Origin of the sequence: Chryseobacterium bernardetii (genome assembly GCF_003815975.1) — a bacterium.
Taxonomy (GTDB): domain Bacteria; phylum Bacteroidota; class Bacteroidia; order Flavobacteriales; family Weeksellaceae; genus Chryseobacterium; species Chryseobacterium bernardetii.
In genome coordinates this window covers 3,400,432-3,416,770 of sequence record NZ_CP033932.1, presented here as the reverse complement: position 1 = coordinate 3,416,770, position 16,339 = coordinate 3,400,432, and the positions used below count along the sequence as shown (strand labels likewise).

Genomic DNA, 16,339 nt, shown 5'->3' with positions numbered 1-16,339 from the left:
GTACAATTATGATTTTCAATATTACTGAACATCTGTGTTTCAATTTGTGAAATTTGTGTTTACATAATATGTTTTCTCAGAAATTCTGCAGTATAGGATATGTTATTTTTTAATAATTCTGCAGGAGTTCCTTCAAATAAAACCTTTCCTCCAAATTTCCCGGCACCCGGACCAATATCAATGATCCAGTCAGCCTGGGCAATGATATCCAGATTGTGTTCAATAACGATTAATGTATTGTCCTGGTCTACAAGATCATTAAAAAAAGACAGCAGTTTTTGAGTATCACTGGGATGAAGCCCTGTACTTGGTTCATCCAGCACAATGACCTGATTCTTATTTTTCAGTTCCCTAGTTAGTTTCAAACGTTGCCTTTCACCTCCGGAAAAGCTGTCCAGCCGTTGCCCTAATGTCAGATAATCCAGCCCCAGCTTTATCAGCAGATCAAAATGTCTGGTAATATTTTTATCCGTAAAAAATTTCTTTGCCTCCAATACCGTCATATTCATCACTTCTACAATATTTTGATGATGATATTGATATTGAAGAACTTCCGGATTAAAACCGGAACCTCCACATACCTCGCAGGGCTGTTCTGTATCATCCATAAACGCCATATCTATTTTTTCAACTCCCAGACCTTTACAGTTTTTACAGCTACCTTCACTATTCCTGCTAAAAAGTTTCTCAGAAACATGATTGGATTCTGAAAAAAGTTTCCGAACAGTATCAGAAATGTTTAAATAGGTTAAAAGGTTAGAACGGGCACTTGCTGTAAATAATGACTGGTCTATCACCGTTATATCCGGATACAATGCAGGCAGAACTTTGTTAATTAAAGTACTTTTACCGGAACCGGCTACCCCTGTGACAACAGACATCACTCCTACCGGAATATTGACACTTATATTTTTAAGATTATGAAGATTAGCATTTTTGATCTTAAGATAACCTTTAGGTTCCCGAAAATGACCTTTAACAACAGTTTTTTCCTTAAAATAGGCTCCTGTTTTTCCTTTGGATTTTTTTAAATTGATGAAATCGCCTTCATAAATTATTTCACCTCCGTTTTTTCCTGAACCCGGACCCATATCTATGACCCAGTCAGCCCTTTTAATAAGATCCGGATCATGCTCCACCAGCAAAACAGAATTCCCTTTATCTTTGATCTGCTGTATAATGAGGTTAATATTTTCAAGGTCTTTTGGATGGAGGCCGATACTTGGTTCATCAAAGATATATAGTAAGTCTACTAAACTGTTCCCCAGGCTTTTCACCATTTTTATCCGTTGAGATTCGCCTCCGGAAAGCGTATTGGTGCTTCGGTCTAATGTCAGATATTGTAATCCGATATTAATGATATTCTGAAGTTTCCCGGAAAGCTCTTTAATAATTACATCATAAGCTTCTGATTCCAGACTGCTGATAAATTCCAATAATTCATCAATGGAAAGTGCGGTACAATCTGCAATGCTCTTGCCTTTAACCTTACAGCTCAAAATCCTTTCATTCAACCGTTTTCCCTGGCAGGATGGACAGTCTTTTGTAATCACCACATTGCGTAAGGCATCCTTTCTTGTAATGTTCTCTCTGGAATCTTTTTTAAGAAATGTTTTTTCAATCCGGGGAATAACTCCTTCATATTTTACGGTTTTTCCCCAACTTTTATCCGGATGTTTTGGCTTATGTTCGGCTGCAAATAATAATATTTCCCATTCTTTGGCAGTAAAATCTTCCAGCTTTTTATCATTATCAAAATAACCGGACTGTGTATATCTTGTTAAACGCCATCCTCCGGGCTGAAAGGTTGGAAATTGAATTGCACCCTCATTTAAAGATTTTGTCCGATCAATCAGGGTCTTAACATCTACTGTCTGCACAAAACCCAATCCTTCACATTCCGGACACATTCCCTGTGGATTATTGAATGAAAAAACATTGGAATATCCTACAAAAGGATGTCCCATTCTTGAAAATAAAAGCCTCAGAGAAGCATACACATCTGCGGCAGTTCCAACAGTAGAACGGGCATTCCCTCCCAGCCTCTTCTGATTGATGATAATAGGAACATTGAGATTTTCAATTTTATCTACATCCGGAATACCATAATGCTGTAAGCGGTTCCTGATAAAGCTGTTCTGTGTTTCATTAATCTGACGCTGCGCCTCGGCTCCTATGGTCTCAAATACCAGGGAAGATTTCCCAGATCCTGATACTCCCGTAAAAACAACGATCTTATATTTGGGTATTTTTATGGAAATATTTTTGAGATTATTCTGTCTTGCATTTGTAATTTCTATGTTTTCCATTTTAAATCATTAACTTTGTTAATAGTTAACTAAGTTAATCAATTTATTCCATGAAACCCATTGAAAAAAAATTTTTTGATACATTTACCGATTTCCAATGTTTAATCCTTGCTCATATGAATAAGGGAGATATCAATGGTATAACAGCTTCCCATTACAATATCATAGAATTCATTCTCCGTAAAAAAGGATCAACAGGAAAAGAGATCGCTACGGCTCTTAAAATCAGCCCGGCAGCAGTTTCAAAGCAGTTAAAAACCCTTATCAACAATGATTTTATTACTCAGGAGCAGGATAAGGCAGACCGCAGAAAATTCAGGCTTAATGTCACTGAAAAAGGGAAATTTGTAGTTGAAAACTCTGAAACATTCCGGAAAAAAATCACCCAGCAAACTATGGCGATACTTAGCCCGGCTGAACTTGATCATTTTAATGATCTGCTAAGCAAGATTTTGAGTGAAATCAAGCTTTAGCCCTACATATTCCTGATAATTAATTGTATTTTTGAGGGACAGACAGTATCTATAACACTAAATTATTTAAAAGATTAATTTCAACTCTATGAGTGAACTCATCAAACTTTTCCCGGCCTATGAAGAGGTATTTTATGATGACCTGGAAAATCACAAAAAATATTTTCTTCCTATTTGTTCTTTTAACCTTCAGCTGCTGGATCCTTCCAAAAATGAATGGCTGCATATAGTTTCTGTAAAGGAAATTTATGAAGGCTGTGTGGGAGAAGAAAGAGAGGCTTATCATACCCAGTTTACGAAAGCAGATATGCTGGGCTTTGACATTATTGATGGCAAATACAAATTTGATGCAGACTGGAATTATTTCCAGACTTCTACAGAAATCACTCCGGAACAATATGGCGAGGAGTTTACTGAGCTGGAGATTGAATATAATATGAATGAAGCCATGTACCAGCTGAGAAAAGCTTATTACAGCAAATATGGTAAACTGTATGACAAATATTCTTACAGACCAGGACTTACCGTAAATGATATCCGCAGACTGGAAAGACTTCGCCAGCTGACGGTTGAAGATCTTGAAAAAGATGAAGATTCAGAGTATATGGCTGAAAGGGCAGAGAAAAAATTATATGGTATCTTTGAAGAGCTTAATATTGAGAAAAAGAGTCTTGAAGAGTGCAATTTCGGAGGTGAAAACCTCACTAACAAGCCAATCTTTAATGAAAAAGCATTAGACTATATCGGCTGCATTGAAGGCTATGATTTCCAGCAGAATGCGGCAGACCAGATCTATTTATTCCATGATGATTCAATCAAAAAGGCAGTAATCTGTTTTGAATACACTTAAAATTCATTAAAGATGTCAAAAAAATATACGGAATGCTCACTGCATGGAAAACAGGAAATAGGTTTATTGTGTACCCATCTCGCTCATAGCCTTCTGGATAGGATTCCTGTAGGTTTTCATGAATTTGATGACGCAGACCTTGGCCGCCCTGATGCCTGGTGTGATGAATGTGAAGAAGCTGAGAAACAGATTAAAACAGATCAGGATCAGGAGGATTGGTTTATCAATTGTGATTATAAAATCCTGTGTGTGGCATGCTGGGATGAAGCTAAGGAATTGAATGAAAATTAGTACTAGAAGCATTATTTCCAACGCAAAAAACGCAAAGGATTTTTTCATAATAATGATATAAAGTTCGCAAGGGCCTTTCACTCAGCAATGGGCTATCATCTTATGATAAATAAAATATTCTATGTATCGATATTGCTTAATTTTTTTTACCACATTAGGTACATAGAAAATACATTAGATTTTTTTTAAATATTCGGGCATTCGTGGCGGTTAAAAATCTGCGTAATCTCCAAAATCTGCGAAACTTTTTTAGGTTGGAAAACGCAATGGCGCAAAGAATTATTAATATCAACTGTTTGTAAGGCACAAGAGAATCAAAGATTCTCAGCAATGAAAAGTCTTTCAACTTGGTTCCATTATAATATTCTATAAGCAAATATATTATTCGTGAATTCGTGGCGATTAAAAAAACTTTGGAAAAATCTGCGTAATCAACAAAATCTGCGTGAGAATTTATCACTTCCTGTTTATCAACTAAAATAGCCAACTCTCCTATTTATAGGTTCCGAACAGTCTATCCCAGATAGAAGTATAAAATCCAAAATTTTTAGTTTCATCCAAATGGTGCTGGTTATGGAATCTGGTAGTTCCCACCAAAAAACGGTCAAAACTGGCCGGAAAAAATTCCCGGTTCAAATGTCCTATGGTACCCCAAACAAGATTAATAAACAGGTAAATGGAAATGGAGATCGCTGAGAAATCATAACATAACAATAAAGTCAGCATCATCAGCCCAAAGCCTATGGTTTCAAAAGGATGAAGGACAAAAAGGCTCAGATAGTTGGTACTTACATGTTCATGATGCTTTCTGTGGATCAGTTTATATACAAAAGGTAAATGGGCAGCATAATGGAAGAAATACATGAAAAGGTCCATGAGAATAAGCAATGCGGCAATTTCCAGACTTATCCTTACTGCTGACCGGGTATTTCCCAACTCAATCCAGCCGCTCTTCCATAAAAAAGCACCTATCAGCATAACAAGACTGTTACAAACCACGGTAAAAAGGCTCAGAGATAAATCTGTTGCCGAAACAGGATGATCTTTTTCCTGTAATGGACTTTTACGGCAGGTCTTATCTATGAAAAGATACAGCCCTATTGAAAATAAATACAAAAATACATTACTTATCAGGCTGAAAGCAATCCATTGCGGCCAGGAAAACTGCCAGAATAAATCTAAATAACCTGAAAGTGCAGTCACATTACCATTCATAAAAGCATCCTCTTTCAACTTGACGTTATAAATGTAGAAATTTTAGAATAAAATAAGGTAAGAAAGCTGCTCTAAACATCAGATAAAGATCTTCCGGTTCAGACAATTGTGATAGCTAATCGTCTTTTGAACATATTATTTCTGTCTTGCTTTTCTCTTGATTTCACGGAGTCTTACCGTCAGTTTTTTTCTCAGATCGTTATGATATGCCCTGTAGTTCTTTATACTTTCTTCAAGGTTCTTTTTATTCTTCAGATATTCTTCATACAAATGTCCTAACTCAGCAATCTGTGTAATGACATCAGAACAGGCTTCAGACTTATCTGCTGCTTCTATCAGCATACGGTAATATTCTATACGGCTGGTAAGGCTGGTATGAAGTTTTGGTTCTATTCCCTGCATGGCTGTAATTTTTTAAATATTAATAGTCAATACATATTCTACAAATCTTTCCCGACAGCTATAGGAGGAACATCGCTCTGATATAAGATCTTCACTCCTTCTGCAGATATTTTCTGATTTCCAGATTTAAAATAGGTTCCATTCAATACAGAGGAAATCAAGGTTTCATCGGGATGGCCTAAAGGCAATAACGGTAATATTGTAAATTCATTAACCGGGACCTTTGGTGAAATTCCATTGCTGTAGTCACCTGCTCCATTAGCATTGAACACTTTATAAATTACCGGATGCATCTGCCAACGGATTTTTGGAGGCTTACGTTTATCTTCCACTATGAATCCCGCCATATCTTTCCCCAGCGTTACATCTCCTATCTGAATAACCTGTACATAAGGCTTCAGATTATTGATCACTATTTCAGCAGCAGACGCTGTGCTGTTTGAGGTCAGAATATAAACTTTATTCAATCCTAAAGCATTTGTACGTAAAGTATTAAAATCAAGAGCTTTCGGATCATAGGCAATCTGCTGGGAGAATGTTCTTTTTACTTCGCCACCGTTTTTATTTCCTTTAAAAATGATGAACGGAGAAGCAGATGATATTCCGGTAGGAATGAGGGAGCAAAGAGCAGCGGCTGCAGAAACTGATCCTCCATAATTGTACCGGAGATCCAGAATAAGTTCCCCTATACCGGCAGCTTTAAACTCTGCAAATTTCTGGCTTAGTTTCTGTGTCATCCCATCCGGAAAATCATAGATATACAGATAGCCTGCCTTTTTGCCGTTTTTTTCAAAAATTTTAGACAATAACGGCTGTTCGAAAGATAATCCATAGTATACTTTAATCTCTTTTTCATTGATAATGGTGTTATTATTCCAATTTCCTACAGTAAGATCCAGAACTGTAAGATCTTTCATGGTTGAAGTTAGAGATTCAGCATTGCCTGCCGTTACTGTTTTCCCGTTGATTTTGGTAATGACCATGCCGCGTTCAAGTCCAGCGTTGAAAGCCGGAGAGTCCTTAAGAACCAATTTAATAACTGTTACCACCTCTCCATCTGGCCTCTGAATAACTGTATAATCAAAGCCGTACATATTTCTGATGGAGCGTGGATAGCTGGAAGGTTCTTCCGTATTAACGATAAAGGAAAACCGATCCTGAGGCGCCAGCTGACTTTTGAAAAAATCTTTTACAGGGAGATGATAATCCGGTTTGGCAGGCATCTGATCTGCCCAGTAATAATACCTTTTCAGACTGTCCCTTACCCAAAGGTTAACGGCCTCTGTGCTTCCTTCAGGAAAGACGGGAACGTTTTCCTCATTATCTGTACAGGAAAAAAAAATGATAATAACTGCTAAGAGCTGAAGTTTTAAAAATGTTCTCATCCCTGATTATAAATATTCTGCGACATCTACATCTCCTTTTACCACCCATGTTCCATTTTCTGGTTTTTCCTGCAATACGATCATATTAGCTCCCATATCCTGCTTTATTTTCACTTTAATCATCGTAGATCCGGCATAAGGTTCCATAGTTCCCGGCTTATACAATTCGAGATATACAGGAGCTGCAATATTGAAAGAACTATAGATCTTTACCGGAGTAAAGCTGTTTTTTCCAATATTATCAAATTCCGCCAATACAGCACCGTTTTCCTTTTTTAAAACTCCTTTCACATTAGTAAGGGATGACCCTGAAAATTCTCCCAGATTCGGAAAAATAAATTCAAAACCTACTTTCCCGAAGTTTACCTGAGGTTTTATGACTTCGGCCTGCAGGAAAATTCCCGGGAGATTAAAGAAGTAGAGATTCTTATATTCATCTATATTATCATAGGTCATACTGTACTGTATAATTTCCTTTCCGGTCTCATTATTATATATTGCCAGCTTGTTGATTTCTCCCTGATCAATTACAAACTGAAGCGTAGTTTCTATTTTGTTGGTATAAGAAGTTTTTCCGTCAATTGATATGGGTTCTCCATTGAACCTCAGCTGAAGGGCATCCGGTTTAGAAAATCCTTTGATATTCACTTCTCCGGGTTTTTGTGCCACATCATATTTTTCCATCACAGTATGGTCTGTACAGGAAGAAAACAGGATACATAATAGCAGTGCAAAGATCTTATTCATCTTTTATATTATTTTAAACTTTAAAATATTGCCCTGCCCATTGTGCAGGGCAATATAACAATTATAAAAAAACTAGTTGGATATGTTCTGGATAGCTTCCGGCTACCCATTATTATATATTAAAATGGTTTCATGGTTAGTTTAAAAACAGAAGTTTATTTTTTTAGAAAATTCAAACGTTCCGTAGTTTTTCCATCAGTTACTTCCGTTATATATACTCCTTCTGATAAGCCTTCTACATTAATTGATTTTGAATATAAAGTGGTAAGAACTTTCTGCCCTGCTGCATTATAAAGGGTAACGGTTGTATTATTTTCTTTTAATGCAGGGTTAAGGTGTAGCTGTAAATATTCTTTTACAGGATTTTCTGCAATTTTTGTCAGATTTTCTTTCTTTTTTACATCTTTTGTGCTTAGGGTTGTAGCGGTGGCATATATCGCCATTTCATCAATATTGATATTCATGATATTATTTCCGTTGGCATTTCTGTTGGCCCACATTCCTATATAAATTTTCTTTCCTGCAAAAGCCGAAAGATCTACAAGACTTTCTCCAAACTGGGTAAGGTCAGCCGGAAAAGGATTAGTGGAAGATCCTACCTGTATTTTATACGGACTTTGAAGGTAATTTCCAGATCCATCTACCGTCATAGCCTGGAAATCTGCTAAAACAGGAACCGGTTTTTGAGGAGTACTTACATAGATATAAAGATCCCTGCTCACAATGGTATGGGAAGTTCTCTGCCTTCCAATAGAAGAAGTAAGTGTGATTGTACCTGATGCGCCTGTAAGGTCAATCTGAGGAGAAATAATCCAGTCATCTTCAGTCCCAAACCCTGATGCGCTTCCGGAAGGAACCAGGTTGATAGAATGTCTTAGAACGCCTGCATTTCCATAGGTTAAAGAGGTACCGTTATGATAAATATTAGCTCCCTGAACCCACCCGTTGTTGTTACCATTCAGATCATGGAATGTCCATCCCTGAAGATCGCCAGGTGCATCAAAAGAATTGCCCCAAACCAGAGATTGTGCTGCAGCCAGCTGAGATAAAAACAGAACAGATGATAAAATTATTTTTTTCATGATACTGATTATTAAGATTTTTAAGGAAAAAGAAAGCAAGGAATGAACATAAGCCGTTCCTTGCTTGTATAATTTTTTAGTTTACAATGGCAAAATTGTATTTTGTCCAGATTCCCTGGAATCCGCCACAGTTTCTTGGAGATACATTCCAGCTTCCTTCATTAAAGAATGGCTGGCTCATACCCCATAACGCTGCTGTGCTTCCTGTAAGAAGGTTTGCTGTTGGGATTCCTGCAGTACCAGCTCCTGTAACAGAAGTTGTAAATCCGTGTACCTGGATAGAAGCGAAGTTAGAAGCTGAAGAAAGCTCTGAACCTGCCCCTTCTACTCTGATTCCGGTAGGATATCCTGTTACCACAGCATTGTTTAATGTTAATTTACCATATCTTCTGATGTGGATCCCATTTTCATACGCAGCTCCCTGCCCTGCAGCACCAAATTTAGGCCCTACGATGGTAAGATTGTTGATCACAGGATTTGTAATTAATGAGGTAGCTGTACCTGTTGCATTGTTATCAAGCTCAATACCGTTAGAGTCAGGACTTCCTCCGCTTACTGTGTGTGATGAATTATAATCAGCTAAAGAAAGAGCACATGTAATAGTTCCTGTATATCCATTATCAAAGTCAAAATTATCATCTTCTGCAGCAAAAGAAATAAGGTTAGAAGCATTTACAGTTCCGCCGAAAAATTCAAAAGAATCATCCTGTCCATAAGATACCTGGATATGGTCTAAAGTAGTTCCATTTCCAACTCCTCCTAATGACAAAGCATTCACTTCATTACCAGAGTTAGCCCCTACAAAGTCATAGCCTGCAAATTCGATACGTACATATTTCAGTGTTCCTGCGTTATGAGAAGGGTTAGTTCCTCCAAAATAATAATCGCTACCGGTTAATCCTTCAATAGTTGTTGTAAAAGGCACATTGGTAGGTGCATCACCCAAAAGGATCACCCCGCCAAAATCTCCAGGAGTAGCTGTAGTATCTTCATCTCCATCTAAAAGCCTGTAACTTGTAAAAACAATTGGCTGAGATTCTGTTCCTGTAGCATTGATTTTTCCTGTTTTTGTAATAACAAGGATCCCTGAACCTTCTCCTATTGCATTAGGCTTTGCTTTGATGAATGTTCCCGGCTGAATAGTAAGTGTTGCTCCGTCTTTAACGGCTACAGTACCATCAATTTCAATGACTCCGCTCCATGTTGTATTGGAAGTAATGGGGCCACTCACTTTAGTAACAGGAAGTGCAGAAGCGGTAAGATATTCAGCTGAAGTAGACTTCATTTCAAAAGGAGTTGAAGAATCTGCTAAATGATCGTTCTGGCAAGCTGTAAGAGATAATGCAGCAGCTGCAATTAGAGTTAATCTTTTCATTGTTATAATTTTTGATAAATCCGGTTATGTATTTTTATGACCGGAAGTTTTTAATATTCAGAAATATCCACCTCTATATTTCTGCGATTTGGTTATTGTTTACATCCTACAGACCATGAGGAGCTGAACTGTATGAGTTCCCTGTTGAGCCGCTATTTTCCGGGAAAAGGCCATAGCGCCCGGTTTTTGACCGATCCGGTACTGCTGTGCGCATCATCAGTATTATTCCGGAACATTTTCCAGGTTACCGAAACCTGTACACCTCTATATGGAGAGCTCTTCTTTATTATTTATGAGTATTGAATAAGATATTAGAATGTATAGTTGACACTTAACCCGAACTGTCTTCCACTGTAGGCACGGAATAAAATCTTATCAATATCTTTATCATATCTTGTGGTAGCACCCGGTACAAGCTCCTGTAATTCCCGGGCAGTCTTATTTCCTGTATTATCAGTATATCCTAAATAAGAGTTGAAGTTGTTGTAATATTCCTTTACCCTGTTGAAGATGTTTCTTACATTCAGTTTCACTTCCAGGTTTTTATTTCTCAGCAGTTTATATGAAATCTGAGCATCTGCCACCGCATAAGGACGCTGGATTTCTTCCCCGTTATAAGCATATCCTACAGTAATATACTGGTCACCTTTGGCATTATACAAAAAGCTGAACCCCAATCTTTCCCCATCATATATTAATCCTAAATTATAGGCATAAGGAGTTTGCCCGTAAAGAGGCCTGTCTACTTCATAGGTAGCGTCCTGGTCTGTTGTTGCTGCCCTGTCTTTAAAAGCAATCACTTTCGTAATATTATAGGTGAAATTTCCATTGATGTAGAGTTTCTCCAGGAAAGGATGAGCTGCAATGAAGCCTAGGTTTTTCCTTACTTCTGCTTCAAATCCTTTCAATTTTGCATTTTTAGAATTTCCGTTGTAAAGCTGAAGGTTTCCTTCGTTGGTAATGTATCCTTCTCTTTCAATAGGTCTGTCAATATTTTTGTAATACAGCCCTGCTGAAAATATTTCCCCTAATCCCGGAAACCACTCAAATTTAAAATCGTAATTATTAACTGTAGATGATACCATATGGGTATTGAATATCTGCCCGTTAGCTATGGGATCAAAATAAGGCAATCCGGTTCGTTCATTAAACTGGGGACGAATTACTGTCTTGTTGTAAGCTAACCTCAGATTTATTTTATTGGTGGGGCTATAAGTAAAATTGGCAGAAGGCATCCATTGCCATGGTTTATCATCTATACCCGTTTTAGGGAAGTTATTGGAGTCTTTAGATTCCATTTGCTGAGAAACAAGGTCATATTGAAAATATTCTGCACGCAATCCCCAGACTAATCTGAATTTATTTTTCCAGCGGTTATCAAACATCACATACATGGCATGCTGCTCTACTTCCCCTTCATATTTGCCATCTACATACAGTGGCCTGGTTTCCCATCCGATTCCTCCCGGAACATAATGGGAACCATCAAACCAATCGGCAAGAGAACCATACATTTCCAAAACTTTCGGATTCGGGACGTTCCTGTTTCCATCTACTCTCAATAAAAATTTCTGCTGTTGATTGGTATTGGTTTTCGAAGCTCCGGCATATCCTACTTTTATATCATTTTTAAAGCTCCCCCTATCCAAATTCCATTTAAAAGAAGTTCCATAATTATAATCTGTTTCTTTGCTGGCAATATATCCCCTTGCAAAATCACTTGAAGAATTATTGGCTACGTGATAATTCAGGATCTCACGTCCTATAAATTTATATAAAGTATTGTACTGGGTGTAATCTTTTGTGTCTGATGAAACTCCTGTTCTGGCGGCAAACCAGTTAACTTCCATATTCCCGAACTTATGATTTCCTTCCAGCTTATTCTGTAAAAACATCTGATAAACAGGATATACGGTATTATTGGTAAAAGGTTTATCTAAAGATGCAATTTGTGAAGGATCGTTATTGGGAATTATCCCGTGATAAAAATAATTGTATGAAGTCTCAGCTGCGGCCGGCGAACCGCTTCCGTTGGTATACTCATCCCAGCCTGTAATTCTTGTAAGTGTGTTATCATATATGTGCGTATATGAATTACGGAATGAAAACCTGCTCTTTCCTAACTGCAACCCAAGATTCAGCATTCCTGCTACTGTAGAATTATAATTATAGGATGCTCCCGAATTCTTGAAATTATAAAAAGGCATTTTCCCGTTGGCATCAAAAGCTGTACCTGTAGTATCCAGCCAGTTTCCTCTTCCTGTATGATCTATATCCAGTTTACTCTGTTCATTCCTGATAATAAATGCTCCTGCAAAGCCCCATTTGTTATTATTTTTAAGAGCATACGTCCTTCCGAGTGCCAACTGCAAATTGGATCCCATATCCCCTCTTGTTTTATAGGTTGTGAAATTGTCATTCTTAAATTGGCTGGATTGTTCAAAAAACATGGGATTATTCCAGTTCATAGCCTGAAGACCCTGTGGAAAATCTCTTGTTCCGTCATCGTACCCGAAATAATCATATTTTCCACGCTTGCGGGTCAGGAATTCTTTAAAAGCAGACTGATCGTTATAAGAAGTTCCCATACTTACAGTGGTAAAGTTTTCATTGGGGATATCTTTGGTTTTTACTTCTACAAAACCACCTGCAAAGCTGGCATTCATATCCGGTGTTGCAGATTTACTTACTACAACACTTTCCACCATTGATGTAGGAATAATATCGAAAGAGAAATTCTGGTTATAGGCTTCGGTACTCGGCAGATTGATTCCATCCATGGCAGCCGTATTCCATCTTTCTCCCATAGATCTTACCACTACATATTTATTATCTATAGTAGTGATTCCCGTTACTCTCTTCAAAGTTCCTCCCAGGTCATTATCGGGTGTTTTAGAGATCTGTTCGGCAGAAATTCCGTCACTCATCTGGGCTGCTTTTTTCTGCTGGGCTAATAATCCTGCCTGGGTATCTGCTTTACGGGTTGCTGTAACCACTACTTCTTTGATGTCTGTAATTTTATCAGAAGCCCTGTTCAATGCAAACGAGACTGTGTTCGTCTCTTTATTGGCAACTGATAATTTTTCTACCCGAAGCGCGTTGTATTTTGGTGCTTTTACAGTCATATTATAAAGTCCCGAAGGAAGATCCAGAGAAAAATCCCCATTATTGTCTGTTACGGCTGTTTTCCCTGCGACCTGTACTTCTGCGCCAACAACAGGATTTCCCACTTCATCCACTATTTTTCCGGAGATACGTCCGTTTCCAGGTACAGATGCAGTGGCACTTTCATATTTTATTGAGATAAGATCCCCATGCAGCCGAAACACAACCGGCAATCCATTGGTTATATCTTTCAGACAACTGCTGATCGTAGAATTTTCACATTTTATCCCTTTTACCTTCAGCTCTTTAATGTCTAATTTTGAATAGGCCAGCCTCATACCTGTTTTTCCTGCAAATTCTTCCAAAACTTCAATTAATGGTCTACTTGCAGGAACAGAAAATGAAACTTTCTGAACCAATTCCTGCGCTTCTGCAGCAACAGTAAAAAACAGGGCTGCTATGGTAAAACCACATTTCAAACTTTTCATACGTAAGTATTCTCTTTGATTAAGATTATCTGATTATTTGTTTTTTGATCATTATTTTTTCAGGATATAGACATTATCGTTTTTCTGAACTTCAAATCCCAGAATAAAGGCTAATGCTTCAATGTTTTCGCTAACAGTTCCTCCTGTAAAATCTGCTGTAATTTTTCTATCTTCTGCTTCTTTAGGATAATGAATCTTTGTACTGTAATTTCCTTCCAGAACTGTAATCACTTCTTTTAGAGGAACGTCATTAAAACTTAAAGACAATAGTTTAGGATGCTGCTTTCCGGAAGCTTTGTCTGGCGCGAATGAAATTATAGCTGTAGTACGGGCAATGCCGAGATTGGTCCATTTCTGATTGGGTTTCAGATAAGAAACAGGTACCCCAACAGAAGAAACCGCCACTTTTCCTTCGTAAAGATCCACCGCTTTTTTCTTTCCGGATTGGGTAACTTTGAATACTGTTCCCAATACTTTTGTGCTGAATCCTTCAGCATGAACAATGAAAGGATGGGTTTTTGATTTGGCTACGGAAAAAATAGCATCTCCTTTTAAACCTACCACTCTTGTAGAGGCAGGAAATGATTTTTCTACCGTAAGTTCCGCTCCTGGCAATAAAGTAACCACAGATCCGTCTTCAAGATGAACAATCCTGTTGTCTGAAACAGCAAGATAAATATCCGGTTTGATGAAGGTATAATACGTAAAGATTCCTCCCAGCGTTAAAAGCAGAATAATAACTGCTGCTATTTTGTAGGTATTCGTATGAAGACTGTTTCTGTATCCTAATTTTTCATTAGAAACAAAATAATGCTCCAGTCCTGCCAGAACTCTTTCTTTGGATTCCTGCAGATCAGCCTCATCCAGGTCTTTTTCTGCATGAATCTTCCATCTCTTTAAAATTTCCTTTTCTTTTTCAGAGATCTTTTCCTCTGAAACTTCACGTGTCCAAAGTCTGAAAACAAAGGCCTCGATATTTTTATAATTAAAACGTTTCATAAAATATTTCATAGTATTCACAGATACTTCTATCAATAAGACTATGAAAATGAGAAACTTCCCCAGCCTGTTTTTAACATTCCGTTCATATTACCGTGGCCATATGATGATTTTTCAACCTATTTTACAATTACTAAACATTAAATTCACAATCAGGGGATATTCTACAGAAATATTTAACCTTACCATAATTAAAGTTCACAAAAAGTTAATTTTCCTTTAGGTAATTTTGTTGCAGCAATATGAACCTAACAGATTCTACTTTATTAAGGAAAATAAAATCAGGTGACAGACCTGCATTTATGCTGATGTATGACCGGTACTGGGATCATCTGTACCGATTCGTTTTTGTGCGGACAAGAGATAAAGAAGCTTCTGAAGAACTGCTTCAGAATTTGTGGATAAAGATCCTGGAGAATACAGAAATGATACAAACCGATGAATCCGGAAGTGCAAAAGGCTATTTGCTGCGCCATCTGCATTACCGGATCCTGGATTATTACAATAGCTTTAAAAAAGCTCCTCCAACACTGAGTATTGATGAGTTTGATATTCCTGCGGAAATAGATGCTTCAGACACTGAATATTTCGAAATACTTGAAGAAAATGAGATCAGTGTTTTGTTATCCATGATTGATAAGGTTGTATCACAGTTTCCTACCACAGAACAACAGGTGTATGACATGAGAATCCGCAGAAATATGTCTGTAAATGAAACAGCAGAAGCACTGGGAATAAGTAATAAAACAGTAAGCAATAAGCTGAGTAAGGCTTTAGGCGAAATCCGTGAACAGCTCAACCCGGATTACCGGTCTTCCAAAAAATTAATTTCCATTTTAATGCTGATGGAAATCCTCACAAAATACTGACTCTAAACAAAATGAAATTCAGAAGGTGGCGAATGGAAGTATTGAAAGCCTTAATAAATAATGACAGTTATTACAAGCTTATAAAACAGGAAGCTGAACTGATTCAAAATTTAGGATTTTAAAATCAGCATGCTCAAAATCTATGTCTTCATCATTATTGGTAAAAACAATGGTTTTCATTCCGGCTGCTTTGGCTGCTTTTAACCCGGAATGGCTGTCTTCAATGGCAATACAATATTCTGGTGATATGTTCAACTGCTGGGCAGAACTAAGGTATACGGCAGGATGGGGTTTTCCCAGTTCTTCAAATTCGGAAGAGTGAACCGTATCAAAATAATCCCGCACCTGAAGTTTTTCAAGTACAGCATCTGCTACACGTAATGGAGCATTGGTTGCTAATCCTATTTTATATTCTTTGTTTTTAAGACCTTTAATAAACTCCTGAACCCCGGACATTACACAGTCTTCCAGCTGTATCAGCTCAATAACCCTGGAAACCACTTCCTGTTCCAACGCAGGCACATCCAGATTTCCCCAGGGAAATCTTTCATACCAGAATTCCGTAACTTCTTTTGTAGTCATATATTTCGTCTGTGCAGCCAGATCATCCGTTATCTGAACTCCATAAGAAGAAAATACTTCCATTTCTGCTTTTGCCCAGAATCCTTCAGAATCTACAAGAACTCCGTCCATATCAAAAATTACTGCCTTTAAAGCCATAAGTAAGAATAAATTAATAGTGAATATAT

14 protein-coding genes are annotated in these 16,339 nt (G+C 37.6%); 4 read left to right on the top strand and 10 right to left on the bottom strand.

Annotated elements, in window-relative coordinates; all coding sequences use genetic code 11:
- Positions 1-59: 59 nt before the first annotated feature.
- On the bottom strand, positions 60-2,309 hold the full coding sequence (locus tag EG339_RS15570) for an ATP-binding cassette domain-containing protein (protein ID WP_123870882.1): 2,250 nt from the start codon (positions 2,307-2,309) through the stop codon (positions 60-62).
- 116 nt (positions 2,310-2,425) lie between these two features.
- Here EG339_RS15570 and EG339_RS15565 point away from each other — a divergent pair, with 116 nt between their 5' ends.
- The 3 genes from EG339_RS15565 (at position 2,426) to EG339_RS15555 (ending at position 3,923) form a co-directional block, all read left to right on the top strand.
- Positions 2,426-2,782, top strand: a complete 357-nt coding sequence (locus tag EG339_RS15565) for a MarR family winged helix-turn-helix transcriptional regulator (protein WP_228459630.1) — start codon at positions 2,426-2,428, stop codon at positions 2,780-2,782.
- 88 nt (positions 2,783-2,870) lie between these two features.
- Complete coding sequence (locus tag EG339_RS15560) at positions 2,871-3,632, top strand: hypothetical protein (protein WP_123870880.1); 762 nt, start codon at positions 2,871-2,873, stop codon at positions 3,630-3,632.
- Between the two features lie 12 nt (positions 3,633-3,644).
- On the top strand, positions 3,645-3,923 hold the full coding sequence (locus tag EG339_RS15555; RefSeq protein WP_123870879.1) for a hypothetical protein: 279 nt from the start codon (positions 3,645-3,647) through the stop codon (positions 3,921-3,923).
- Positions 3,924-4,415: 492 nt separating this feature from the next.
- Here EG339_RS15555 and EG339_RS15550 read toward each other — a convergent pair whose 3' ends face one another.
- The 8 genes from EG339_RS15550 to EG339_RS15515 all read right to left on the bottom strand — a co-directional run bounded on the left by EG339_RS15550 (position 4,416) and on the right by EG339_RS15515 (position 14,721).
- A complete protein-coding gene (locus EG339_RS15550) occupies positions 4,416-5,156 on the bottom strand; it encodes a sterol desaturase family protein (protein WP_228459629.1) in 741 nt (246 codons plus the stop codon).
- A gap of 117 nt (positions 5,157-5,273) precedes the next feature.
- Positions 5,274-5,540: a hypothetical protein gene (locus EG339_RS15545; protein WP_123870877.1), complete on the bottom strand. Its 267-nt coding sequence runs from the start codon at positions 5,538-5,540 to the stop codon at positions 5,274-5,276.
- Between the two features lie 38 nt (positions 5,541-5,578).
- Positions 5,579-6,925, bottom strand: a complete 1,347-nt coding sequence (locus EG339_RS15540) for a S41 family peptidase (RefSeq protein ID WP_123870876.1) — start codon at positions 6,923-6,925, stop codon at positions 5,579-5,581.
- A gap of 6 nt (positions 6,926-6,931) precedes the next feature.
- The gene (locus EG339_RS15535; RefSeq protein ID WP_228459628.1) at positions 6,932-7,672 is read right to left on the bottom strand and encodes a hypothetical protein; all 741 of its coding nucleotides are present in this window, start codon (positions 7,670-7,672) and stop codon (positions 6,932-6,934) included.
- 155 nt (positions 7,673-7,827) lie between these two features.
- Entirely contained in the window at positions 7,828-8,754 is a 927-nt protein-coding gene (locus EG339_RS15530; protein ID WP_123870875.1) for a T9SS-dependent choice-of-anchor J family protein, read from the bottom strand.
- A gap of 76 nt (positions 8,755-8,830) precedes the next feature.
- A complete protein-coding gene (locus EG339_RS15525; RefSeq protein WP_123870874.1) occupies positions 8,831-10,129 on the bottom strand; it encodes a hypothetical protein in 1,299 nt (432 codons plus the stop codon).
- Positions 10,130-10,440: 311 nt separating this feature from the next.
- Complete coding sequence (locus EG339_RS15520) at positions 10,441-13,722, bottom strand: TonB-dependent receptor (protein WP_123870873.1); 3,282 nt, start codon at positions 13,720-13,722, stop codon at positions 10,441-10,443.
- Positions 13,723-13,773: 51 nt separating this feature from the next.
- The gene (locus tag EG339_RS15515) at positions 13,774-14,721 is read right to left on the bottom strand and encodes a FecR family protein (protein WP_228459627.1); all 948 of its coding nucleotides are present in this window, start codon (positions 14,719-14,721) and stop codon (positions 13,774-13,776) included.
- A 242-nt stretch (positions 14,722-14,963) separates the two neighbouring features.
- On the opposite strand from EG339_RS15515, the gene EG339_RS15510 reads away from it, so the two are divergent.
- Positions 14,964-15,590 carry an RNA polymerase sigma factor gene (locus EG339_RS15510; RefSeq protein ID WP_123870871.1) on the top strand — a complete coding sequence of 209 codons (627 nt, stop codon included), beginning with the start codon at positions 14,964-14,966 and terminating at the stop codon, positions 15,588-15,590.
- A gap of 78 nt (positions 15,591-15,668) precedes the next feature.
- On the opposite strand, the gene hxpB is transcribed toward EG339_RS15510, so the two are convergent.
- Positions 15,669-16,310, bottom strand: coding sequence for a hexitol phosphatase HxpB (gene hxpB, locus EG339_RS15505; protein WP_123870870.1), 642 nt, complete (start codon positions 16,308-16,310; stop codon positions 15,669-15,671).
- Positions 16,311-16,339 lie beyond the last annotated feature (29 nt).